We start from the raw sequence: 23,790 nt of genomic DNA on the forward strand, positions 1-23,790 counted from the left end.
GACATGAAAAACCTCACCAACCTGAATATCGACTTCATGGGCCGCCGCCGCCTGGCTTACGCCTTCTCGGCGTTAACCCTGCTGGTCTCGATCATCTCGCTGGCCATTAATGGCCTGGCACTGGGCCTGGACTTCACCGGCGGAACGCTGGTGGAAGTACATTACGCCACGGCCCCCACTCTGGACAGCGTGCGCCAGGCACTGCAGGGCGGTGGCTTCCAGGATGTTTCCGTGCAGACTTTTGGTACCGCCAACGAAGTCCTGATCCGCCTGCAACAAGCCTTTGACACCAACGTCGGCCAGCAGGTCACTGGCCTGCTGGCCCAGGATGGCTCCCAGGTAGAGCTGGTGCGCGCCGAGTTCGTTGGCGCCCAGGTTGGCGATCAGTTGCGTGACCAGAGTGGCCTTGGCATGTTGCTGGCCATGGGGGGTGTCATTCTCTATGTCGCTTTCCGCTTCCAGTACAAGTTCGCTCTCGGCGCACTGCTGTCACTGGGTCACGACGTCATTGTCGTGCTGGGTGCCTTCTCGCTATTCCAGCTCGAGTTCGACCTGACTGTGCTGGCGGCGGTACTGGCGGTGATCGGCTATTCACTCAACGACACCATCGTGGTCTACGATCGTATCCGCGAAAATATCCGCAAGTCACGCATCGATGACATGCCACAGATTTTCAATGACTCGATCAACCAGACGCTGGCACGGACCCTTGCCACCTCCGGTACTACCATGCTGGTACTGGTGGCACTGTTTCTGCTCGGTGGTGACCTGATCCACAACTTCTCCATTGCCCTGCTGGTCGGTATCGGCCTGGGCACATTCTCTTCCATCTACGTCGCCGCAGCGCTGCTGATCCAGCTCAAGCTGCAGCGCAAGGATCTGATTACGGAGAAGAAGGAAGACCCCGAGGCTGAAGAGCTGCCATAAGCCAGTCGCTCAGCAATGAAGAGTGACCAGTTCTGAAAAACCGTCAGTCCTGGAAAACGATCAGGACTGGAAAATAAAGAGCCCCGCTACCTACTGGTAGCGGGGCTCTTCCGTATTCGATGCTGCACACTGGTCGTTCAATATTCCTTGCCTTGAAGCACACGGCTGTCACATGATAGCGGCGATGTCGCAAGCGGCATCATCCCTTGGTCACTCATAGAGGCTACATGTTACTCCTGGCTGCGTTTGCCATCATCTCCATCGGCGTATCCTTCCTGTGCTCCGTTCTCGAAGCCGCACTGCTGTCATTGACTCCCAGCTACATTGCCCAGCTCAAGGACAGCAACGAGCGCTTGCATCGGCGTCTTTCTGCCCTCAAGCAGGACATCGATAAACCACTCTCTGCCATTCTTACGCTCAACACCGTTGCTCACACTGGCGGTGCCACCGGGGTCGGTGCCCAGGTGGCGGTCGTGTTCGGTGAAGCCTGGCTGGGTATCGCATCAGCCGTGATGACACTGCTGATCCTGGTATTGTCGGAGATCCTGCCCAAGACCATCGGTGCCGCTTACTGGCGCCAGCTATCGCACTGGCTGCCATCCTTCCTGGTGCCCATGGTCTGGATATTGCGGCCTTTCATCTGGCTGTCCGAACTGATTACCCGGCGCATCACGCACGGTGCCCATGACACAGACATGCGCGGAGAAATCAAGGCCTTGGCAAGCATCGGCCTTGATGAACAGGCGCTGGATCGCGATGAAGCCCGCACCATCATCAATATCCTGAACCTGCATGAAATCAAGGTGAGCAGCGTGATGACGCCGCGCACGGTGTGTGTCACGGTTCGCCCCGCCATGACCGTTGCCGAGTTCGACCAGGAACTGTCGCGCTCGCCGTTCACCCGCTTTCCGGTCATGGATGGTGGTGAACAGTCGCTGGGCTACGTGCACAAGGCAGACACCTACCATGCCGACGACCAGGCAACCATGAAGGATGTCATGCACTCAGCGCCGTCCATCAGTGCCAACGACAGTGTCGAAGGCATCTTCATCATGATGCAGCGCGAACGGCAACACCTGGCGGTGGTCTACGACGACCTGGGCACCTGGGTCGGCATCGTCACCATGGAAGATGTCCTCGAAACCATCCTGGGCCAGGATATCGTCGATGAGACGGACAACATCACCAACATGCGCAAGTATGCCAAGCAGCGTTGGACGCAGCGCAAGCAAATGACCCAGCCTGCACAACAACCGCCTGCCGATTGATCGAACAACCAGGGAAAGATATCGCCCGAAAATAAAAAAACCGCCCCGCAGCCAAGCTGCGGGGCGGTTTTCATATCATCGGTTTTACATCATCAAAGGCTTATCATCTGTTTATCGTCACTCCTGCTCATCTCGCCCAGGAATGTGTGCGACATGAGGGGCCAAGGTCTTGATAAGGGCCTTGAACAGACGCGGATTGGCCGCCATCAACGGCCCATCGGCGCTTACACTCGGGCGGCCATCCGGCGTACCAATCAAGGCGCCAGCTTCCTTGAGGATCAGGGTACCGATATCCAGATCCTGCTCATCAATGCCGAGCACGAAAACGGCATCTGCCCGACCAGCGGCAACATGTGCGATATCAAGCAGACCGCAGGCACTGGACTGAAGCTGATCCGCAACCGGACCCAACTGCTGGACCAACGTCATGTAGGTCGGCAGATAACGGGAGCGCAGATGACTTTCGGGCAGGCTCATGGACAGACGCGTGCCACCGGTGGTGTGCGTCTTGGTAACCCGCAGGCGCTTGCCGTTGAGCTGAGCACCACGACCGCGACTGGCCAGGTACTCGTCGTCGCTGAAGGGGCAGATCACCACCGCATGCTCCGGTCGGCCCTTGACCAGGCACACCACGGAAATCGCAAACTCAGGAGAAGCCACGCTGAGGTTGGAGTAGCCATGGAAAGGTTCAATACGCCACAGAATGTCGCGCCCCTCGCCTTCACCGGAACGATGAGGCGTGTAACGACCACTGATGCCGTGCTGGGGATAACCACGGGATAGCTGACGAACGATCAGTGCTTCTGCATTACGGGCACTGTCCTCGAGAAGACGATCGAGATTGTGTTCTTCATGGGCATTCTCGATTCGCTCACGAATGCGCAGAAACTGCTCGCCGGCACTACGCGCAGCGCGTAGGGCGTACTGGACCATTGGATGCATGATCAGGCCTTTGGAGTCGGTGGTGTTAAAGAACGGAGTCGCTATCGGGAACGTCGCTGTATCAAGAACGTTGCCGTGTCATGAACAAGAGGTAAAAAGGACTCGGCGCGAATCCTAGCAGAAGCTTGCCACTAACGCCACGCAAAGTGGCGCCTCATGGTAGACTTTTGGCCTTATCGTTTCCCCAGCATCACAGAGCCCAGCATGCTTGATCGAATCCGTATCGTTCTCATCGGTACCAGCCACCCCGGCAACATCGGCGGAACCGCCCGCGCTATGCATAACATGGGGCTCTCCGACCTCGCCCTGGTTTCCCCTCGCTGTGAAGTCGTCACCGCGGATAGTGTATCTCGTGCTTCCGGCGCCGATGCGCTGGTGCACCAGGCTCGCGTGGTCGATAGTCTGGAGGACGCCGTCAGCGACTGCTCTCTGGTCGTCGGCGCCAGTGCCCGTTCCCGCACCCTGCCATGGCCAATGATCACTCCACGCGAATTGGGCGCTCGACTGCCCAAGGAGCTCGCCCAGCCACAGGCTCGTATTGCCCTGGTCTTCGGTCGAGAGGACAGCGGTCTGTCCAATGCTGAACTGCAGCGTTGTCATGCTCACGTGCACATCCCGACCAACCCGGATTTCAGTTCCTTGAACCTGGCCGCGGCGGTACAGGTGCTTGCCTATGAATGCCGCCTGAGCTGGATAGAGCAGCCGGATGCAGCGCCAGAGCAGAGCGATGAAGAATCCTCTCACCCCCTGGCCACCCACGAAGAACTCGAACACTACTTCGCTCACCTGGAGCGCACCCTGGTCAGTATTGGCTTTCATGACCCGGCCACTCCACGCCAGTTGATGGCCCGCCTGCGACGCATGACCCTGCGCTCGCGCCCCGAGCGCATGGAACTCAATATCCTGCGCGGCATTCTCAGTGCCACCGAAAAGGCAGCCGGCCAGAAAGCCCTGGGCGGCAGAACGGGTAATTCCTCTTGCGACGTGGAAGATGATGCGCCTCACAAGTAAATGAAAACTTGAATAGGGTCGCCACAAGCCTCATATAGAAAGGCTAATCTTATAAATACCCTCATATAAAAACCCGCGACCCAAGGACCGCCACACATGTTTCAACGCCTACGCGAGGACATTAACAGCGTATTCGCCAGGGATCCGGCGGCACGCAATTTCCTCGAGGTTCTGACCAACTATCCGGGGCTGCATGCGCTGATGCTGCATCGCCTGTCCCATTCGCTGTGGAAGCACAACCTCAAATGGCTGGCGCGCACCCTGTCGACGATCGGGCGCTGGCTGACCGGTATAGAGATTCACCCGGGGGCCTCCATTGGCCGACGCTTCTTCATTGACCACGGCATGGGGGTGGTCATTGGCGAGACAACGGTTGTCGGCAACGATGTGACCCTGTACCAAGGCGTTACTCTGGGCGGCACCAGCTGGAACAAGGGCAAGCGCCACCCGACCCTGGAAGACGGCGTCATCGTCGGCGCCGGGGCCAAGATACTGGGTCCTTTCACTGTAGGTACCGGTGCCAAGATTGGTTCCAATGCCGTGGTGACCAAGGAAGTCCCGGCCGGCGCCACAGTGGTGGGCATCCCAGGCAAGGTCGTCAAACGTGCCGAGCCGGACACCGAGCCGACGCTGGAAGTCGACCCCGAGCGCCGCGCCGCCATGTGCCAGAAGTTCGGCTTCGATGCCTACGGCATCAGTCAGGACATGCCCGACCCGGTTGCCAAGTCGATTCAAGCCATGCTCGACCATATGCATGCCGTCGACGAGCGCATCAACACCATGTGCCAGACACTGCGCAAGGTCGATGCCAACTATCGTTCCAGCCAGATGCCGGAACTGCGCGACGAAGATTTTGCCGACATGCTGGAAGACCTGGACTGCGGAGCTCCACAAGCACCATCCAGCGCTGACGGTGATTCATCGGCAGATGCACCTCACTCGCCGGACAAAGCTCCAGAAAGACAGAAGACGCCCGAACAACAGAAGTCATCTGAAAAGCAGGAGTCATTTGAAAAAAAGGCAGGCGACAAACCATCGGCAGCAGACAAAGGCAAGCAGACCGCTGATACCTTGAGTGACGGCGATGAACCTCGGGAGAATGGTTGACCGTAACACTCGGTCTTTCTCATAATAGCCTTTCCGATCATCCAAGCTGTCCGCGTTGTGCCGACAGCCAAGGTGTTGCCTCATGCGCCTGACCACCAAGGGACGCTACGCCGTCACCGCCATGCTCGACATGACTGTCAATGATGACGGCGACCCCATCTGTCTTGCCGACATCGCTTGTCGCCAGCAGATATCGCTGTCCTATCTGGAGCAGCTGTTTGCCCGGCTGAGGCGTGCCGGCCTGGTGGAAAGCGTGCGTGGCCCTGGCGGTGGTTATCTGTTGACCGAGCCTCCTGACGCCATCTCCGTCGCCCGGGTCATCGAGGCCGTCAACGAGTCTGTCGATAGCACACGCTGCGGCGGCCAGAGCGACTGCCAACAAGGCGATACCTGCCTGACCCATCATTTATGGTTCGAGCTGTCCGAACGCATCCAGGACTTTCTCGATAACGTTACGCTCGGTGAGTTGGCCAAGCGCCAGGATGTGACTGACATTGCCGTTCGCCAGCGCCGCCGACAAGTGGATAACGGCATTCTGGCTTCTGCTCCTTGACCTTTATGCCACCTTGACCTTTATGCCACATAGCCTGATTGCTGCGAGCCCATGAAAGCACCTGCCTATCTCGATTATGCCGCCACCACTCCCGTCGACCCACGTGTTGCGGAAGTGATGAGCCGCCACCTGACGATGGACGGCATCTTTGCCAATCCGGCGTCGCGCAGCCATATGCCCGGTTGGACAGCCGAGCAAGCCGTGGAGAACGCCCGTCGTCAGGTGGCGGACCTGATTCAGGCCGACCCTCGAGAGATCGTCTGGACCAGCGGCGCAACCGAGTCTGACAACCTGGCCATCCTCGGTTACCTGCGAGCCAACCGTGAGCGCGGTCGGCACATGGTCACTTCGCTGATTGAGCACAAAGCTGTCATCGATTCGGCCAAGGCAGCAGAAAAGGAAGGCTTCGATGTCACATGGCTGACACCGCAACAGGATGGCCGCGTCTCTCCGGAGCAACTGGCCTCTGCCATGCGTCCGGATACCGTCCTGGTGTCATTGATGGCAGTCAACAACGAGCTTGGCGCGATCAATGATATTGCCGCACTGGCCAAGGTGGCTCATGAACATGGCTCCGTACTGCATGTGGACGCCGCTCAGGCCTCTGGCCGCATTGCCTTGAACGTGCGCGAGCTGGGTGTCGACCTGATGTCCCTGTCCGGACACAAGGTCTATGGCCCCAAAGGCATTGGCGCACTCTTCGTCAAGCGCGATCCTGACATGCGTATTGAAGCGCTGATTCATGGCGGTGGCCACGAGCGCGGCATGCGCTCAGGCACGCTGGCGACACACCAGATCGTCGGCATGGGGGAGGCATTTTCCATTGCCGCCCAGGAAGGCCCGACAGATCAGGCACATATCACTGCGCTACGTGACCGGCTGCTGGATGCCCTGGAGGGACTTGATGGGATCCATCACAATACAGACACTCAGGCTTCCGTCCCCAATATCATCAATCTGGGATTCGATGGTGTGGATGGTGAATCGCTGCTGATGGCGCTTCGCGATATCGCCATTTCCACAGGATCGGCATGCAACTCCGCCAGCGTGGAACCATCCTACGTTCTCCGTGGCATCGGCGTTCCACGACGCCTAGCCCTATCTTCCCTGCGCTTGAGCTTTGGACGTTTCACCACCGAAGACGATATCGACCGCGCAGCCCAGGCACTTCGCCAAGCCCTGATCGGCCTGCGTGAACGCGCTATACAGTGAGGTTTTCATGGCACAACTGACTATCACACCTTCTGCAGCAGACCAGATCCGCCGTGTCCTCGATGAAAGGGGCCATGGCCTGGGCCTGCGCGTATCAGTGAAGCCCAGCGGCTGTTCAGGCTACAGTTACGTTCTCGATTTTGCCGACGAAGCCGACGCCAATGACGTGGCTTTCGAAGATCATGGTGCTTGCGTCTTTGTCGCGCCGGATGCACTCGAAATGCTGGATGGCAGCGAAGTCGACTATGTCAATGAAGGACTCAACCGCTTCTTCCGCTTCAACAACCCCAACGTCAAGGATCAGTGCGGTTGCGGAGAAAGCTTCAGCGTCTGAACCGGCCGCCAGGGATGGCGAGTGGTCATCATTGGTGACCCCAAGATTCCCGAGATATTAAGGGGCTTTAGTTTAGATAGAGAGGCTTGAGACAAAGGGCCCAAGATAGTAAGTCTCGCAAGATAGTAAGTCTCGATAGTGTTCAATGCCTCCGACTAAGGCTATAATGCGCCCGCCTTCGGCGAAACGGGGCGTCCCCCACGCCGCATCCCAAAATTGCAGTGTCGCGCCGCTCCCGCATAGCGAGAGCGGCGCGCCGTTATCTCTCTGAACACCTCTGTTCAACATAAAACTGGAGCTTTTCCATGGCCCTCGAGCGCACTCTGTCCATCATCAAGCCCGACGCTGTTGCCAAGAACGTTATCGGCGAGATTCTCACTCGCTTCGAAAAGGCTGATCTGAAGATCGTCGCTGCCAAGATGATTCAACTGTCCCAGGAACAAGCCGAAGGCTTCTACGCTGAGCACAAGGAACGCCCCTTCTTTGGCGACCTGGTGTCCTTCATGACGTCAGGTCCGGTCGTCGTTCAGGTTCTCGAAGGCGACAACGCCATCGCCAAGAACCGTGAACTGATGGGCGCCACCAACCCGCAGGAAGCCGCTGCCGGCACCATCCGCGCCGACTTTGCATCCTCTATCGATGCCAATGCTGTTCATGGTTCCGATTCTCCGGCTTCTGCCGAGCGTGAAGTCGCCTACTTCTTCGCTGCTGACGAGATCACTTCTCGTTAAGGCTTATTGCTCAGAAAGCCCTTCGCGGGAAGGTGCCTCACCTTCCCGCCTCTTCTGCCCCCGACCCACCGACTGCCTATGACCACCACCGCCCCCCTACGTACCAATCTTCTCGGTATGACCCGCGAGGAGTTGGAAGCCTTCTTCGTCTCCATTGGCGAGAAGAAATTCCGTGCGACCCAGGTGATGAAGTGGATTCACCATGAAGGTTGTGATGACTTCTCGGCCATGACCAACTTGTCCAAGGCGCTGCGCGCACGCCTGGCCGAGACGGCTGAAATCCGTGGTCCCAAGGTGATCTATGAAGGAACGTCCAACGACGGTACGCGCAAATGGGTCGTCGAAGTCGAGGATGGTAGTTACGTAGAAACGGTGCTGATTCCTGCCGACAATGGCAAGCGTCGTACCCTGTGCGTCTCTTCCCAGGTGGGGTGTTCACTGGATTGCAGTTTCTGCTCCACGGGCAAACAAGGTTTCCAGCGCAACCTGACCGCCGCCGAGATCATCGGGCAGGTCTGGGTTGCCTCGCGCAGCGCGGGCCCCTGCCGTGATACATCCCAGCGTCCCGTCACCAATGTGGTAATGATGGGCATGGGAGAGCCGCTGCTCAACTACGATAGTGTCATACCCGCCATGAAGCTGATGCTGGACGACTGTGGCTATGGCCTGTCCAAGCGTCGCGTGACACTTTCCACCTCAGGTGTCGTTCCGATGATCGACCGCCTGGGCGACGAACTCGACGTCAGCCTAGCCATTTCTCTGCATGCAGCCAACGATGAGCTGCGCAACGAGCTCGTGCCGCTCAACCGCAAGTACGACATTCGCACTCTACTTGACGCCTGTCAGCGCTACCTGAAAAAGTGCGATGACACCCGCCTGATCACCATCGAGTACACCGTGATCAAGGGGGTCAACGATCAACAGGAGCATGCCCAGCAGCTTGCTGAACTGCTGCGTGAGCTACCCTGCAAGATCAACCTGATTCCGTTCAATCCTTTTCCTCATTCCGGCTACGAAAAGCCTTCGCGCAATCAGGTGATGCGTTTTCAACAGTGGTTGTATGAGCTGGGTTACACAGCACCGATCCGCTCTACACGCGGCGACGACATCGATGCTGCCTGTGGCCAGTTGGTGGGACGAGTCAAGGACCGTACACGACGCCACGAACGTTATATCCAATCGATTCAAATCGATGCTGACTGAACTTCTGTCTGCTTGACTTCGTGAGGGTGTAGCGCTTTGATGGTCGGGCTTTTTCTCCGCCTCTGGAGAAACACCTGCCTTGTGCTGGCAATGGGACCAGCACGGATGACATAAGCCCGACATGAAGAGGATGCCATGACGCACCGACCGAGCACACCCAGGACACTTGCCTGTGGCCTTCTCGCGGCATTGGCATTGTTCGGTGTATCGGGTTGTGCCAGCACTTCGTCCACCCGTGCAGACAACAGCCCTGTCATGGCCTACCGGCAGTTGGGCGAGGCATATCTGCAGGATGACAACCTGGTTCGCGCTGCAGCTGCACTAAACCGAGCCCTTGCTCTCGATCCCAACGATTCCAGGGCACTTCAGGCGATGGCGCTTGTCTATCAACGGCAAGGCGAGAATGAGCTGGCCGATGAGTACTTCCAGCATGCTCTGGACGAAGACCCTAACTTCACCCGAGCACGCAACAATTACGCTGCCTTCCTGTATGATCAGGGGCAAACGGAATCTGCCTGCCATGAATTGGAGCAGGCTGCCATGGATATACACTACGACCATCGCGCCCAGCTGTTTGCGAACCTGGGACGATGTCAGTGGGAACTTGGCCGGTTGGTACCTGCCCGTACGGCCCTTGTACGGGCACAGGAGATTGATCCGCGCCAGCCACTGAGCTATCTCACCATGGCAGAGCTGGAATACGCACAGGGCAACTTCGAACATGCCCGGACACAATTGAATCGCTATGTTCACCTCGTCGGGGTGACACCAGACTCCCAGCATCTGGCGACTGCCATTAATCAGGCTAAGGCTGTGGAGCAGGGCAAGAATTCTTGAATGATGTTCGCCACTAAACACTTGTTGATAACTGTTTTCAAAATGAAGGATGCTCAGCCATGAGCGACACCCCACACAGCGAACCCGATGTCATCCCGCCTCAGGCTCCCGCATCCCCCGGTGCCATTCTGCGTCACGCACGCGAAAGCCAGGGGCTTTCATGTAGCGAGGTAGGGACAGCGCTCAATCTGCGTGCTGCTGTGATCGAAGGCCTGGAAATGGACACCTGCGACGAGGTGCCGGTGGCGGCCTATCGTCGCGGCTATCTGCGCAGCTACGCACAACTGCTGGGTGTCGACGTCAAGCAGGTGATGGACCTGTACCAGGCACGCATGGGCAATGAAGAAATAGAGCGCAAGGTCACACCGGTATATATTTCCAAGCCACCCTCGCGCATAGGCGCTTGGCTATTCCGCCTGATGACCCTGGTCGTCATCGCTGGTGTTGTCGGCCTGACCCTGATGTGGTGGCAAAGCCGCGGTGGCAGCGAGCCCCCCACGGTCGGGGACAATGGCCCTGTATCGGTAGACAGCATTGATGGCAGCCGCACAGAGACCAGCCCTGAGCCAGACGAGCCACAGCCACAGCCAACGCCTGAGACTGACAGCGCCGCTGCAGTGGCCGAAGAAGCCACCGAGACTGATGCTGCAGAACCGCAGACCTCGGCCATCGTCGCGGCAACCGAAGCAGCCGCGCAGCAGGAAGCTGAGGCAGAAGCAGTAGCACCTGATGCCAATGCCGAGGAAGAAGACAATGCCACTTCAGCGCAGGAAGCTAGCAGCAACGCTAGTGCGAATGCCCTGCAGCTGACGTTCAATGAGCAGTCCTGGACCGAAATTTACGATGGTACCAACACCAGAGTTCTGAGCGGCCTGCAAGGTGCCGGCACCAAGGCCACGGTAGAAGGCGAACCACCCTTCCGCCTGGTCATCGGCAACGCTTCCGGCGTTGAGCTGAACTACCGTGGTGAAACCGTTGACCTGCGCCAGCGCGCCGGTGCCAGCAATGTCGCCCGCTTTACTCTGGGGGAGTGATTTCACCGCCATGCATTCACACTCACCGATCCAAAGACGCCAATCTCGCCAGATTCATGTCGGCACTGTTCCGGTAGGAGGTGGAGCCCCCATCTCTGTGCAGAGCATGACCAACACCGATACTCTGGATGTGGAAGCGACTCTCGCCCAGATTCGCGCCCTGGAGCAGGCCGGAGCGGACATTGTCCGAGTATCGGTGCCCACCATGGAGGCAGCCGAAGCCTTCGGTAGAATCAAGCGTGGCACTCAGGTTCCTTTGGTAGCCGATATCCATTTTGATTACCGCATCGCCCTGCGTGTGGCCGAACTCGGTGTCGACTGCCTGCGCATCAATCCAGGCAATATCGGTCGTGAAGACCGGGTCAAGGCAGTGGTTTCAGCTGCCCGGGACAACGGCATTCCGATTCGTATCGGCGTCAATGCAGGCTCCTTGGAAAAGGACCTGCAGAAGAAATACGGCGAACCAACACCACAGGCCCTGGTCGAATCCGCCATGCGCCATATCGATCACCTGGAGCGCCTCGATTTCCCAGACTTCAAGGTCAGCGTCAAGGCATCCGACGTGTTCATGGCCGTCGCTGCTTATCGCGACCTGGCACAACGCATCGAACAACCCCTGCACCTGGGTATTACAGAGGCAGGCGGGCTGCGCTCAGGTACAGTGAAGTCCTCCATCGGGCTGGGCATGCTGTTGATGGATGGTATTGGCGATACCATTCGCGTGTCCCTGGCCGCCGACCCGGTCGAAGAGATCAAGGTCGGCTTCGATATGCTCAAGAGTCTGCGCCTGCGCGCCAAGGGCATCAACTTCATCGCCTGCCCCAGTTGCTCGCGTCAGAATTTCGATGTCATCAGCACGATGAACGCTCTGGAAGAGCGCCTGGAAGATGTACGGACGCCATTGGATGTGGCCGTCATCGGCTGCGTCGTCAATGGCCCAGGGGAAGCCAAGGAAGCCGACCTCGGCCTTACTGGCGGCAGCCCCAACAATCTCGTGTACATCGATGGAAAACCGGCCAGCAAACTGCGCAACGATCATCTCGTCGATGACCTGGAAGCACTGATCCGCGAGAAGGTTCGTGAAAAGGAAGCTGCCGAACAGGATGTCATCGTCCGCCAGGGCTAGCCAGTTCGCCAATAGCGGTCGCCGACAACGTGGCGAAGCACGCCATTGCGAATCGCATGAGAAGGCCACCAGAGTGTTCAGGAAGTGCCCACTGACAGGGCATTTCCTTTAAGGAGTCAGCATTGAGCAAGAAGATCCAGGCCATCCGTGGCATGAATGACCTGTTACCGGATCAGTCTCCGGTATGGCAGTACTTCGAAAGTCAGGTTCAGGCGTTGATGAAGCGCTACGGCTATGACGAGATCCGCACGCCCATCGTCGAGCAGACGGCTCTTTTCTCGCGCTCCATCGGCGAAGTCACCGATATCGTCGAAAAAGAGATGTACACCTTCGAGGACCGCAATGGCGACAGCCTGACACTGCGCCCTGAAGGTACTGCCAGTACGGTGCGGGCTGCTATGGAGCATGGCCTGTTGCACAATCAGACCCAACGCCTGTGGTATCAAGGCCCAATGTTCCGGCATGAACGCCCGCAGAAAGGCCGTTATCGCCAGTTCCACCAAGTCGGTGTCGAGACTTATGGCCTGGATGGTCCGGATATCGATGCCGAGGTCATACTGCTGTCAGCACGGCTGTGGAAGCAGCTTGGGCTGTTCGAACATGTCACCCTGGAGCTCAACTCTCTGGGTTCCAACGAAGCGCGGGCTGCCTATCGAGATCTACTGGTTTCCTACTTCGAGCAGCATCATGAGCTGCTCGACGAAGATTCCCGGCGCCGCCTGACCAGCAACCCTCTGCGCATTCTGGACTCGAAGAATCCGGACATGGCAGAGATGCTGGCCGGTGCCCCAAGGTTGATGGACCATCTTGACGCAGAGTCCCGCGAGCACTTCGAAGCCCTCACTGCCCGCCTCGATACGGCGGGTATCGACTACGTCATCAATCCGCGCCTGGTACGCGGGCTCGACTATTACTGCCGCACCGTATTCGAGTGGACCACCAATGCGCTCGGCAGCCAGGGTACCGTCTGCGCCGGTGGTCGTTATGACGGGCTGGTCGAACAGCTGGGCGGAAAACCGACCCCCGCGGTAGGCTTTGCCATGGGAATCGAGCGCTTGATACTCCTGCTCGAGACGCTGGACATCGTACCGGCAGAAGCGCGAGCCCCTATGGATATCTATGTACTGGGCATGGACGAGTCCGCAGATGGTGCAGCCATGGCGCTGGCCGAACACCTGCGTGATGATTCGCCGGAATTGAATGTACAGCTGCACTGCGGTGGCGGCAGCTTCAAGAGCCGTATCAAGAAAGCCGACCGCAGCGGAGCCCGTATCGCCTTGCTGCTGGGAGAAAGCGAGCTGGCAAGCGGCCAGGTAGCGGTCAAGTTCCTGCGTGACGACCGTGAACAGTGCCTTGTTGCCCAGAGCGCATTGGCTACAACCCTGGATTCCCTGCTGTCCACAGCGACCGCATGACGACAGATCAAAAGGAGACCGCCCGTGGCGGACCTGAGAAGCGAAGAAGAACAGCTTGATGCCATCAAGCGCTGGTGGAAGGAAAACGGTACGGCCCTGATCGTTGGTGCAGCCCTGGCTGCAGCAGGCGTGTTCGGCTGGAAGTACTGGCAGGATTATCAGCACGACCAGGCCGTTGCTGCCTCAGTGACATATCAGCAGTTACTTGACCTGGCCAGCCGCAATCAGCTTGACGATAGTGCACGAGCCCAGGCCAAGGAACTGAGCGAGCAGCTCGGCAACGAGCACGGCGACAGCCTCTATACCGATCTCGGTCTGCTGCTGAATGCACGGGTCCAAGTCGATGCCGGTGAGTTCGATGCCGCCAAGGCCAGCCTGGAAACACTGATCAACGATGACAACGATGCCTACATTGTAGGCATTGCCCGTCTGCGCCTGGCCCGATTGCAAAGTGCGCAGGGTGATAATGATGCCGCCCTGGCGACATTGGACGGAGACATTCCCGACACTCTCGCTGCCCAGCGCGCCAATATCCGTGGCGACGTCTACAATGCCAACGGCCAGCAAGACCTTGCTGGCGAAGCCTGGAATGAAGCCCAGAACCTGTCAGAGCAAAGCGGCCAGCCGTTGTACGGCATCGCCCTCAAGCTTGATAACCTGGGTGACAAGGAGGTCACGCTATGAAGCCGATGAAAGCTCTGGCAGCCAGCGCCGCTATTACTGCCCTGCTGGCCGGTTGCGCCAGCGACGTGGAGCCCCGTTTCAAGCCTAAGGAGCTGCAACCCATTTCAGCTTCCACCCAGGTGGAAGAACGCTGGAGCGAAAGCGTCGGCAAGGGCCTGGGCAACGCGACCTATCCCATTGAGCCTGCGCTTGATGGCAACACTCTGTTCGCTGCCGATGAAAGAGGGCTGGTCGAGGCCCTCAACACCTCGAATGGTGACACTCGCTGGGAGATCGAGCTTGATAACCCGGTATCCAGCGGCCTGACAGCACGAGAGGGTGTGCTTTATCTGGCCACTCGCAATGGCCAGGTGATTGCTATCGATCAGTCCAACGGCAAGGTCAAGTGGCGCACTCGCGTATCCAGCGAAGTACTGGCAGCCCCTCAACCCACAACCAACCTGTTGATCGTGCAGGCCGTAGATGGCAGTGTCACCGCTCTGGACCGTGTCAGTGGCGATCGTCAGTGGACCTATCGTGCTAACATGCCGGCACTGTCACTACGTAGTGCCGGCACCCCCACTGCCATCGACCAGGTCACGTTTGCCGGCTTTGCCAACGGCCATCTGGCTATCCTGGATAACCGCAGTGGACAGCAGCTTTCCGAGCGCACTATCGCCGTCTCCACCGGGCGCAATGAAGTCGATCGTCTGGTCGATGTCGCTGGCCAGCCCGTGCTGACTCCGGATGGTCGCCTGTTCGTGACCAGCTACAACGGTCGGACAGTGGCGCTCAACGCTCAGAACGGTGAAACCCTGTGGTACAAGGAAATGTCCAGCTACCACACTCCAGTTCTGGTCGGCGAGACACTCTACGTGGTCGATGAAGCCAGTCGTCTGACGGCCTTCGATGCCGGTAGCGGTGGCGAACTGTGGACCATGGATGACCTCTATGGCCGCTCCCTTACAGCTCCCGCCTATGCCGATGGACGCATCGTGGTCGGCGACAACGAAGGTTACGTGCACTTCATCGACGCCGACAGCGGCCGCGTGGTGGGACGTACCCGTATCGATAAATCTGGTATCAGCGTACGCCCTGTTACCGATGGCAAGCGCGTATATGCTCTGGCCAATGACGGAAGCCTGGAGGCTCTGGACATCCGCCCATGACCCCCGTGATCGCCCTGGTCGGCCGCCCCAATGTCGGCAAATCGACCCTGTTTAATCGCCTGACCCGCTCGCGGGATGCCCTGGTTGCTGATTTCCCTGGTCTGACCAGGGATCGCAAGTATGGCAATGGCATGCTTGGCAACAAGGCCTATACCGTCATCGATACTGGCGGTATCAGCGGCGATGAAGAAGGCATTGATGCAGCGATGGCGGAGCAGTCTCTGCAAGCCATCGATGAAGCCGATATCGTATTGTTCCTGGTCGACGCTCGAGCTGGCCTCAATGTAGCTGACGAGGCTATCGCCAACCACTTGCGCATCAACCAGAAAAAGACCTGGCTGGTGGTCAACAAGACAGATGGCCTGGAAGAACATTCCGCCATGGCTGACTTCTGGCAGTTGGGGCTGGGGGATCCTCGCCCCATCGCCGCAGCCCATGGCCGCAATGTGACCACGCTGATCGACGAGGTGCTCGCACCTTTCCCCGAACGCGATATGGACATCCCTGCCGACACCGGTACCAAAGGTATTCGTATCGGGGTAATCGGTCGCCCCAATGTGGGCAAGTCGACGCTGGTCAATCGCCTGCTGGGCGAAGATCGTGTTGTCGTCTTCGACGAGGCTGGCACCACTCGTGATGCCATCGAAATCCCCTTCGAGCGTCACGGCAAGCCTTATGTGCTGGTCGATACTGCCGGTGTCCGTCGCCGCAAGAACGTTCACGAAGTGGCCGAAAAGTTCTCGATCATCAAGACCCTGGATGCGATCAAGGAATGCCATGTTGCCATCATGGTGCTGGATGCCCGCAGTGGGCTGGTCGAACAGGATCTGCACTTGCTCGACTACGTGCTGACGACCGGTCGTGCCCTGGTCCTGGCAGTCAACAAGTGGGACGGCCTGGAACAGGAAGCCAAGGAAAAGATGCGCGCTGAAATCAAGCGCCGTCTGGGCTTCGCCGACTACGCCGAGCTGCATTTCATCTCTGCGCTGCACGGTACGGCGGTGGGTGATCTCTACCCCTCCATCGAGAGGGCCTTCGCTTCAGCCAACAGCCACTGGTCCACCAACCGCCTGACTACACTGCTGCAGGATGCCGTCGAACAGCATCAACCGCCCATGGTCAACGGTCGCCGGATCAAGCTGCGCATGGCCCACCAGGGTGGTTCCAACCCACCGATCATCGTGGTCCACGGCAACCAGACCCATCAGTTGCCCGAAGCATACAAGCGTTACCTGACCAATACCTTCCGTAAGGTATTGAAGGTACGCGGCACCCCCATACGCTTCGAGTTCCGTTCCGGCAAGAACCCTTTCGACAGCATGGCAGATGCTTCAGACCGCGAGAAGGCCAAGAAACGCGAGTTGAACCGCACCAAGGATGCCCGCAAGTCCCGTCGTTAATGGAAGACTGACTAGAGCGGCTTCTTTAGCAGAAAGCGCTATCGGCTTTCTTCATGAAAGAACCTCACCAGGAGAAGTTCTCTGCCAAGAAAACCTCTCCACCCAGGGGAACAGCACTACCCTATAAGTGCTGTTCCTCTGGCTCACGACTCACCTTACGCTAGTACCCGATCACCAACTGTGCCGAATAGGCACCCTGACGCCACGACTCCTCTGACTGGTCGGAGATATCCTTCATGCTGAGCCGTTCTACCCGCCGTGCACGGCGTATCCGTCTGCTTGTCCCGTTCTGCCTGGCTTTCATGTTGGCAGGCTGCTTCACGCTGCCCACGGCAGGCCTGTATGCCTTTCGACTCGCCGTGACTTCTCTGGGGGTAGAAAACGTCAAGATCGGCCCGCTATCCATCGATGCGGGCCTTGATACCAGCGATATCACCTCTCTGGTGTTATCCAGCCTTGGCGCAGGCAGTCTTCCGGTACAGGCCACCATGGCATTGGGGCTAGGTTTGCCTGTGGGCATGCCTGCCGTTGAAATGTCCGGCTTCAAGTGGACACTTGACATGCCTGGTGTGGAACAGGTCAGCGGTGACTATCAGGAAAACGTGACGCTCACTTCAGGCAAGGATGCCAATCTGCGCCTGCCGATCAGTTTTGACATCTTTGGAGATAGGACAGAGCTCAAGCCCATGATCGAAATGGCCGCCCAGTTGGCGCGCCAGGGAGAACTGCCGGCCGGCAGCCAGCTTGCCATTACCCCTGGCGATCTGACGGGTCTAGGCATGACCCTGCCTTCAGGATTGCTTACCCCCACTATTCGCCTGAACGTGGGAGAGAATGGCAGCCTGATCCCTCAGGGCTAAGGAAGCACTGCATAAATGCCTGTGCTACTCAATCACTGGGCTATAGCCGCCATCCATGGCGGCTACCCTTCGGGCCATCCTGAAGGATGTTCTAATTCGCTCCCGGCGAATTAGTGCGCAGTGCTCACCATCCTCACCTATACCCCATAGGCTCCGGTTGTTGTGCTCCGGGCGCCTTGTGATTGAGCATGCTCGTCGATTTATTCAGCGCTTCCCTAAATCCCTCAACTACCTGAACAGCGTTGCTATGAGGAACGGCAATATCTCGCTGTCAGAGGCCCTCATGCAGCCGACGCTTACCCACCCAGTCAGTGGCAAACTGATAGGCACAGCGCCCACTGCGCCCACCACGCAAGGTAGCAAAGCGCACGGCAGACAGTTGTGCCTCTTCGTTCCAGTCACCCGAGCGTCCCAGACGCTCGACCCAATGCTGGCAGGTGTCCAGATAACTCTGTTGATTGAATGGGTGAAAGGCCAGCCATAGACCGAAACGATCGGACAGGGAGATCTTCTCTTCCACCGCATCGCCATGATGCAGCTCTTCTCCATCCGAGGTGAGATGGGATGCGTCGTTATCGCTCATATGTTCAGGCAGCAAGTGACGACGGTTGGATGTGGCGTAGAGCAGGACATTATCTGGCGGGCCGGTCAAAGTGCCATCGAGTACACTCTTGAGCGCTTTATAGGCATCATCCGAACCTTCGAAGGACAGGTCGTCGCAATACACCACAAAACGCGCAGACTCCCGGCGCAACTGCTCCACCAGCACGGGCAGACCAGCCAGGTCATGGCGGTCCACCTGTATCAGGCGCAGTCCTTCATCCGACAGGCTGTTCAACAGTGCGCGAACCATGGAGGACTTGCCGCTGCCACGAGACCCCCACAGCAGCACGTGATTGGCCGGCAGCCCCTTGAGAAAGGCTCGTGTATTGGCCAGCAAGGCCTCTTTCTGGCGTTCGACACCGACCAGATCATCGAGACTCATGGCGTCCCGGGGCGGCACAGGAACCAGATGTCCTCCCAAGGCATGCCGTTGCCATAGCGCGGCGACATCCCGCGTCCAGTCAACGCGCGGTGGTGTATCAGGCAGCCAGGGCTCGAGCCGGTCCAGAACCTGCATCAAGCGCTGGGTGAAATCGGTGTCCATGCAGTTTTCTCCTTACTATTTCGCAGTGCTTTTGCCTGCACTGTCTTGATTCTGAATTGCCTTGCGTCGGCCGGATTATCAGCCAAAGGTCACAAGCGTAGGGCATTGGCGACAGATTGTGCATGCTTTTACGATTGACCATCGCCACGGGACAGGTATCTTGACAACATTACTCGTCTTTCCTGTCGGAGCCGCCGCAACATGCTCGTCCATGCATCCGGTGTTTCTGCAGTTACCCTCAAGGAGTCGATCATGAGATTGATGAAATCCCTCGGCGCGTGTGCGCTGATGGTGTCAGTGGCTGCCTGTACCACGTCTCCTACTGGACGTAGCCAGTTGCTGATGATGAACGATCAGGAGCTCGACCAGATGGGAGCTCAGGCCTTTCAGCAATACCAACAGGAGCTGCCCAGCGTAGGTGGGGCTCCGCTTGAGTATGTACAGTGCATCACTCGCGATATCGTCGCAGTATTGCCTCCGGAAGAGCGAGATCAGAATTGGCAGGTCAAGGTCTTCAAGTCTGATGATGCCAACGCCTTCGCCCTTCCCGGCGGTTATGTGGGGGTGAACACCGGGCTGCTCAAGGTCGCCACCAATCAAGATCAGGTAGCAACCGTCATCGGCCACGAAATCGGCCATGTCCTTGCCCATCACGCCAACGAGCGAGCCTCTACCCAGGGCCTTACTCAGTTGGGTATGTCAGTGGGCGGCACGCTGCTTGGTGCTAGTGGCGGGGCTGGAAGTGATGCGGCCATGGCCGCCATGGGCATGGGTGCCCAATACGGTATCCTGCTGCCCTTCTCTCGCAGCCATGAAAGTGAAGCCGATACCATCGGTCTGGATCTGATGGCCAATGCAGGCTTCGATCCTCGTGCGAGCATCGACCTGTGGCACAACATGGCGGCTTCCGGCGGTGGCCAACCGCCTGAGTGGATGTCCACCCACCCGAGCAACAGTGGCCGTATCTCCGGCCTGGAAGCCCACATGTCCGAGGCCATGGCACTCTACCAGCAAGCCCAGGCGGCAGGACGAGTGCCTCAGTGCAAGGCTCCCTCTGCCTGAGACCATGCAGGCTGAGTCTGGCCAGCTAAACAAACAAAAGGAGAGCCCTCAGGGGCTCCCCTTTTTTTCAGGTCGAAAGCTTTGCTGACAGAGAACTTTTCTGACAGAGAGCTTTTCCTAACAGAGAGCTTTTCCTGGCAGAGCTCGAGACGCGGAAATGATGCCGCACCACAAGCCGCATTACTCCTGCTGCCTATAATGGCTGCTGTAGCGTTCACAACGTCTCTGCGTGACTGTCGGCTGTCGATATCACAGGGCTTTCTTTCGGCAAAGGTAACGCTGCTCTATCGCCAACCCCAACCAGATACCGGCAATCATGCTGGCCAAAGCAAGAGCGGCAGCAGGAGAACCGGAAGGCAGCGCCAATAGTAGCTGGCTATCATTGCCACCAAGAGCCAGAGCACTCCCCACGCCCATGACACTACCAGCAAGAAGATGCTTGGCCCAACGTGTCGGGCCGCTCTGATACTGACGCCAGGAGACCCGCGGAGTTGCCGCGAGAATCATTCCGGCCACCAATGCAATACTGATCAACACCCGTTGCATATCCGGCCATGGCAGTCTTCCTGTCAGCACCCGGGTACTGACCTGCTCAATCAGTTGGCTGGGAGACCAGGAAGGCTCCATTATCCCGAGAACCCCAGCTGTTGCCCCGAAAACCATCACACCGGCATAGATGCGACGATGACTTGGCGCCAACCGCCAGATGATCAGTACTGACCCGACTGCGGCAATACCAATCAACCACCATGGTGGAGGGTGGGCACCACCGAGAGATTGATATTCGATAACAGGTGACAGCCAACCCAGCCACCACCAGCCCAATACCCAGCCGGCCATGGTGGCCAGCATATGATAGTGACCACGTGACAGTGCCGTCAGTGTGGAGAGGGTACATCCCTGATTGAAAGCAGCCGCAATGCCAAAAAGTCCTCCACCAAGAGCAAATGGCCACGTACTGGCATAACGGGTGATGCCTTTGCTCCATGGCGTATCGGTAAATACCGGTGTTGCCAGCCAGAACCACACACCACATCCCAGTATCACAATAAGCAGCCCCGGCTGCCTGGTTCTCAAGCGTTGTACGGACTTCACCATGCATAGTCCGGTGCGCTGTGCCAATATTCCCAGCAATGCGGCCAGCAGCAATATCATCAGTAGCTTCTCCTCGGCTGTACTCCCAGAGCTTCGATGATCTGGCGAGTCTACTTGAATCAGGTCAGCCATTTGTGGCCTGAATGTCTGTCTCCGCTTGTGACTGCCAACCAAGCATCGAAGCCCTGGTCGGTTCAGCTCTGGTAACCAAGCGCTTTCGGCAGGCCCACCAAGGGTGAGGACATTCCGTCACTGGCAGATGGCTTAGGGGCATGCACAGATCACGCTTGTCTTAGACGGCCTTACACTGCAGAACTTTCTGCAACTTCGACCAATGTCCAGCGCCAAGCAGTCACCGTGGTACAGGAAAACCGCACCGCCGGTGTGTGGAAATCGAAACGGTACGAGTTTTCTCTTTTATGGCAACATATTGAGTCAAGCATCAATAACGAAATAAATGGCTTTCGAGAACCAAGCATTACCCACTCATGAAGGGACGACAGGGAACGCCTCCATGCTGAAACGATTACTGATGATTGCCGTGTTGGCCATTGCCGGGTTGGTGATTTACGAGGACCCTGGGCATTGGCTGGGAGACACTGCCCAGGACTCGAACACCCAGACGATCGAGCAGACCACACCACAAGCCGACAGCCAGCAGGCAGGCTCAGGGCATCTGGAAGGCCAGGCGCAGATCGACGCCACCATGCGCCTGATCGACAACGGAGGCCCATTCCCCTACTCACAGGACGGCACGGTCTTCCAGAACCGTGAAGGACGCTTGCCGAATGAGCCTCGGGGCTACTATCACGAATATACCGTCGAGACACCTGGACTCGATCACCGTGGTGCACGGCGAATTGTCACTGGAGGCAATCCACCGGAAATCTTCTACTACACCGCGGATCACTACGATTCCTTCATTGTGCTGGAAGAACGCTGATGAGCATTCAACTTCCTCAAAATGGCGTCTACCGGCTGTCGGCCCAAGCAGCCGAAAGCCTGGACGCGACCGTCGTTCCACAGGTCGTCGTGCTGAACTGGCACAAGCTGCCGGTAACGCAATGGAGCAGGGATGAGCTTCTGGATGGGCTGGCCCGGGGACTGAACTTCCCGGATCACTTTGGGCACAACTGGGATGCTGCCTGGGACTGCCTGACAGAATTGACCTGGCAGGCCGGCGAACACAAGATCATTGTATTGCCCAACACCGACCAGTCCTCGCACGACACTCAGGCAATGACCACTTTCCTCAACCTGATGGGAGAGGCTTGTGAGCATTGGAAGGAACAAGGACAGCAGTTGCTGGTATTGATTGCCTGGGATGAAGGCCGCCCTGTCCCCGAGTGGTTGTCAGGCGTGCCCGTCCTGGCGGATGAGTGAGTCTTCACCATGCTTCGCCTTTCCAGTAACGTGACCGTCCCCGCCCGAGAAATCGAGATCACCCAGATTCGTGCCCAGGGCGCGGGCGGGCAGAACGTCAACAAGGTGGCTTCAGCGGTTCATCTGCGCTTCGATGTACCACATTCCAGCCTGCCCCCCTTCTACAAGGAACGGCTGCTGGCCATCACCGACAGCCGCATCACACAGGATGGCGTGATCATCATCAAGGCTCAGCGTTATCGTACTTTCGAGCTCAATAAGGCCGATGCCCTGCAAAGGCTGCATGACATGATCACGGATGCCACCAAGACACAGAAGACACGCCGGGCAACCAAGCCCAGCAAGGGCTCCCAGAAACGGCGGATGGACAGCAAGACCCGCCGCGGTAATACCAAGGCACTACGCGGCAAGATACGCGACTAGGGGAATGTCGGAATAAGTGTCTGCGCTTGCTCAAAACCGAATTTACGCCTTGAGCTGCTCGCGCAAGGCAGACAGCACAGGGGCCGTGGAAGGCACCACTCCACGCCACTGAGCAAAGGATGCTGCAGCCTGCTCTACCAGCATGCCCAATCCATCAACGCAACGTGCCCCCCTGGCTTCGGACCATGCCAGAAATACCGTAGGCTCAGCGCTGTACATCATGTCGTAGGCAAAGGCACCATCATTGAACAGCGTCTCTGGCAAGGGTGGCAGATCCCCCGCCAGACTGGCACTAGTACCATTGATCACAACATCGTAGCGGCCGCCAATCGCATCGAACCCGCTACCCAGAATATTGCCCAGATCCGTGAAATCCGCTGCCAGTGACTCAGCCTTGTGTGCAGTGCGATTGGCAATATGCAGTTCACTGGGTGATTCTCCAAGCAGAGGCGCCAGCACACCTCTTACGGCTCCTCCAGCCCCCAGCAGCAGCACTCGTGCTCCTTCAAGCTGAACGCCATGGCGCTTGAGGTCCGCTACCAGTCCGACACCATCCGTGGTGTCACCATAGACACGGCCATCCGCTTCCAGCTTGAGCGTGTTCACTGCACCTGCCCGTCTGGCCTGGTCACTAAGGCGATCGCACAGACGATAGGCATCTTCCTTGAACGGCACTGTGACGTTGGCTCCTTTGCCTCCATCCGCGACGAAGGTACGCCAGGCGCCGGCAAAATCATCCACAGGCGCTTCAATGGCGATATACATCATGTCCTGGGCGGTTTCCGCAGCAAAAGCCTTGTGAATAGCCGGGGACTTTGAATGGGTTATGGGGTGGCCGAATACACAGTAACGATCGGTCATCGAGATTCCTCATCAGGGGCTGAACAC

Annotated in this window: 25 protein-coding genes; 21 read left to right on the forward strand and 4 right to left on the reverse strand. The window is 58.0% G+C overall.

All coding sequences use genetic code 11. The annotated features are described in order from the left end of the window. Positions 1-3: 3 nt before the first annotated feature. Complete coding sequence (gene secF, locus Q1K07_RS17865; RefSeq protein WP_300314132.1) at positions 4-927, forward strand: protein translocase subunit SecF; 924 nt, start codon at positions 4-6, stop codon at positions 925-927. A 227-nt stretch (positions 928-1,154) separates the two neighbouring features. After that, on the forward strand, positions 1,155-2,195 hold the full coding sequence (locus Q1K07_RS17870) for a CNNM domain-containing protein (RefSeq protein ID WP_300314134.1): 1,041 nt from the start codon (positions 1,155-1,157) through the stop codon (positions 2,193-2,195). A 117-nt stretch (positions 2,196-2,312) separates the two neighbouring features. On the opposite strand, the gene Q1K07_RS17875 is transcribed toward Q1K07_RS17870, so the two are convergent. After that, positions 2,313-3,137: an inositol monophosphatase family protein gene (locus Q1K07_RS17875; RefSeq protein ID WP_300314137.1), complete on the reverse strand. Its 825-nt coding sequence runs from the start codon at positions 3,135-3,137 to the stop codon at positions 2,313-2,315. Between the two features lie 204 nt (positions 3,138-3,341). Between Q1K07_RS17875 and trmJ the strand changes: the two genes are divergently transcribed. The 15 genes from trmJ to Q1K07_RS17950 all read left to right on the forward strand — a co-directional run bounded on the left by trmJ (position 3,342) and on the right by Q1K07_RS17950 (position 17,792). Then, on the forward strand, positions 3,342-4,148 hold the full coding sequence (trmJ, locus tag Q1K07_RS17880) for a tRNA (cytosine(32)/uridine(32)-2'-O)-methyltransferase TrmJ (protein ID WP_300314161.1): 807 nt from the start codon (positions 3,342-3,344) through the stop codon (positions 4,146-4,148). Between the two features lie 96 nt (positions 4,149-4,244). Next, on the forward strand, positions 4,245-5,255 hold the full coding sequence (cysE, locus tag Q1K07_RS17885) for a serine O-acetyltransferase (RefSeq protein ID WP_300314163.1): 1,011 nt from the start codon (positions 4,245-4,247) through the stop codon (positions 5,253-5,255). Positions 5,256-5,337: 82 nt separating this feature from the next. Continuing rightward, complete coding sequence (locus Q1K07_RS17890; protein WP_300314166.1) at positions 5,338-5,808, forward strand: Rrf2 family transcriptional regulator; 471 nt, start codon at positions 5,338-5,340, stop codon at positions 5,806-5,808. Between the two features lie 51 nt (positions 5,809-5,859). Next, positions 5,860-7,020 carry an aminotransferase class V-fold PLP-dependent enzyme gene (locus tag Q1K07_RS17895; protein WP_300314169.1) on the forward strand — a complete coding sequence of 387 codons (1,161 nt, stop codon included), beginning with the start codon at positions 5,860-5,862 and terminating at the stop codon, positions 7,018-7,020. Between the two features lie 7 nt (positions 7,021-7,027). Then, positions 7,028-7,354, forward strand: coding sequence for an iron-sulfur cluster assembly accessory protein (locus Q1K07_RS17900; RefSeq protein WP_149286314.1), 327 nt, complete (start codon positions 7,028-7,030; stop codon positions 7,352-7,354). A 305-nt stretch (positions 7,355-7,659) separates the two neighbouring features. Further along, the gene (gene ndk / locus Q1K07_RS17905) at positions 7,660-8,085 is read left to right on the forward strand and encodes a nucleoside-diphosphate kinase (RefSeq protein WP_149286315.1); all 426 of its coding nucleotides are present in this window, start codon (positions 7,660-7,662) and stop codon (positions 8,083-8,085) included. Between the two features lie 78 nt (positions 8,086-8,163). Beyond that, positions 8,164-9,288: a 23S rRNA (adenine(2503)-C(2))-methyltransferase RlmN gene (gene rlmN / locus Q1K07_RS17910; RefSeq protein WP_300314173.1), complete on the forward strand. Its 1,125-nt coding sequence runs from the start codon at positions 8,164-8,166 to the stop codon at positions 9,286-9,288. Between the two features lie 135 nt (positions 9,289-9,423). Then, positions 9,424-10,125, forward strand: coding sequence for a type IV pilus biogenesis/stability protein PilW (gene pilW / locus Q1K07_RS17915; RefSeq protein WP_300314176.1), 702 nt, complete (start codon positions 9,424-9,426; stop codon positions 10,123-10,125). A gap of 59 nt (positions 10,126-10,184) precedes the next feature. After that, positions 10,185-11,159 carry a RodZ domain-containing protein gene (locus tag Q1K07_RS17920; RefSeq protein WP_300314178.1) on the forward strand — a complete coding sequence of 325 codons (975 nt, stop codon included), beginning with the start codon at positions 10,185-10,187 and terminating at the stop codon, positions 11,157-11,159. 10 nt (positions 11,160-11,169) lie between these two features. Continuing rightward, positions 11,170-12,285: a flavodoxin-dependent (E)-4-hydroxy-3-methylbut-2-enyl-diphosphate synthase gene (gene ispG / locus Q1K07_RS17925; RefSeq protein WP_149286319.1), complete on the forward strand. Its 1,116-nt coding sequence runs from the start codon at positions 11,170-11,172 to the stop codon at positions 12,283-12,285. Positions 12,286-12,407: 122 nt separating this feature from the next. Continuing rightward, positions 12,408-13,700 (forward strand): histidine--tRNA ligase, encoded by a 1,293-nt coding sequence (hisS, locus tag Q1K07_RS17930; protein ID WP_300314181.1) that lies wholly within the window; start codon positions 12,408-12,410, stop codon positions 13,698-13,700. Positions 13,701-13,724: 24 nt separating this feature from the next. Further along, positions 13,725-14,384: a tetratricopeptide repeat protein gene (locus Q1K07_RS17935; RefSeq protein ID WP_300314183.1), complete on the forward strand. Its 660-nt coding sequence runs from the start codon at positions 13,725-13,727 to the stop codon at positions 14,382-14,384. After that, positions 14,381-15,532, forward strand: coding sequence for an outer membrane protein assembly factor BamB (bamB, locus tag Q1K07_RS17940; RefSeq protein WP_300314186.1), 1,152 nt, complete (start codon positions 14,381-14,383; stop codon positions 15,530-15,532). The genes Q1K07_RS17935 and bamB overlap by 4 nt, the downstream gene beginning before the upstream one ends. Next, on the forward strand, positions 15,529-16,932 hold the full coding sequence (gene der / locus Q1K07_RS17945; RefSeq protein ID WP_149286323.1) for a ribosome biogenesis GTPase Der: 1,404 nt from the start codon (positions 15,529-15,531) through the stop codon (positions 16,930-16,932). The genes bamB and der overlap by 4 nt, the downstream gene beginning before the upstream one ends. A gap of 236 nt (positions 16,933-17,168) precedes the next feature. After that, positions 17,169-17,792, forward strand: a complete 624-nt coding sequence (locus Q1K07_RS17950; RefSeq protein ID WP_300314190.1) for a hypothetical protein — start codon at positions 17,169-17,171, stop codon at positions 17,790-17,792. Positions 17,793-18,063: 271 nt separating this feature from the next. Here the strand turns inward: Q1K07_RS17950 and Q1K07_RS17955 are convergent, their stop codons facing one another. Further along, a complete protein-coding gene (locus Q1K07_RS17955) occupies positions 18,064-18,939 on the reverse strand; it encodes an ATP-binding protein (RefSeq protein ID WP_300314193.1) in 876 nt (291 codons plus the stop codon). 252 nt (positions 18,940-19,191) lie between these two features. On the opposite strand from Q1K07_RS17955, the gene Q1K07_RS17960 reads away from it, so the two are divergent. Beyond that, entirely contained in the window at positions 19,192-20,001 is an 810-nt protein-coding gene (locus tag Q1K07_RS17960; RefSeq protein WP_300314196.1) for a M48 family metallopeptidase, read from the forward strand. Between the two features lie 249 nt (positions 20,002-20,250). On the opposite strand, the gene Q1K07_RS17965 is transcribed toward Q1K07_RS17960, so the two are convergent. Further along, the gene (locus tag Q1K07_RS17965) at positions 20,251-21,156 is read right to left on the reverse strand and encodes a YeeE/YedE thiosulfate transporter family protein (protein WP_187775036.1); all 906 of its coding nucleotides are present in this window, start codon (positions 21,154-21,156) and stop codon (positions 20,251-20,253) included. A gap of 454 nt (positions 21,157-21,610) precedes the next feature. On the opposite strand from Q1K07_RS17965, the gene Q1K07_RS17970 reads away from it, so the two are divergent. The 3 genes from Q1K07_RS17970 to arfB are packed head-to-tail and all read left to right on the forward strand — an operon-like array spanning position 21,611 to position 22,902. Then, a complete protein-coding gene (locus tag Q1K07_RS17970) occupies positions 21,611-22,039 on the forward strand; it encodes a ribonuclease domain-containing protein (protein WP_149286328.1) in 429 nt (142 codons plus the stop codon). Further along, positions 22,039-22,479, forward strand: coding sequence for a barstar family protein (locus tag Q1K07_RS17975; RefSeq protein WP_300314204.1), 441 nt, complete (start codon positions 22,039-22,041; stop codon positions 22,477-22,479). Before Q1K07_RS17970 ends, Q1K07_RS17975 begins: the two co-directional genes overlap by 1 nt. Positions 22,480-22,488: 9 nt before the next feature. Beyond that, a complete protein-coding gene (gene arfB, locus Q1K07_RS17980; RefSeq protein ID WP_300314207.1) occupies positions 22,489-22,902 on the forward strand; it encodes an alternative ribosome rescue aminoacyl-tRNA hydrolase ArfB in 414 nt (137 codons plus the stop codon). A 42-nt stretch (positions 22,903-22,944) separates the two neighbouring features. Here the strand turns inward: arfB and aroE are convergent, their stop codons facing one another. Further along, positions 22,945-23,763: a shikimate dehydrogenase gene (gene aroE / locus Q1K07_RS17985; RefSeq protein WP_149286331.1), complete on the reverse strand. Its 819-nt coding sequence runs from the start codon at positions 23,761-23,763 to the stop codon at positions 22,945-22,947. Between the last annotated feature and the right edge of the window lie 27 nt (positions 23,764-23,790).

This window comes from Halomonas sp. (assembly GCF_029263665.1).
Taxonomy (GTDB): Bacteria; Pseudomonadota; Gammaproteobacteria; order Pseudomonadales; family Halomonadaceae; genus Halomonas.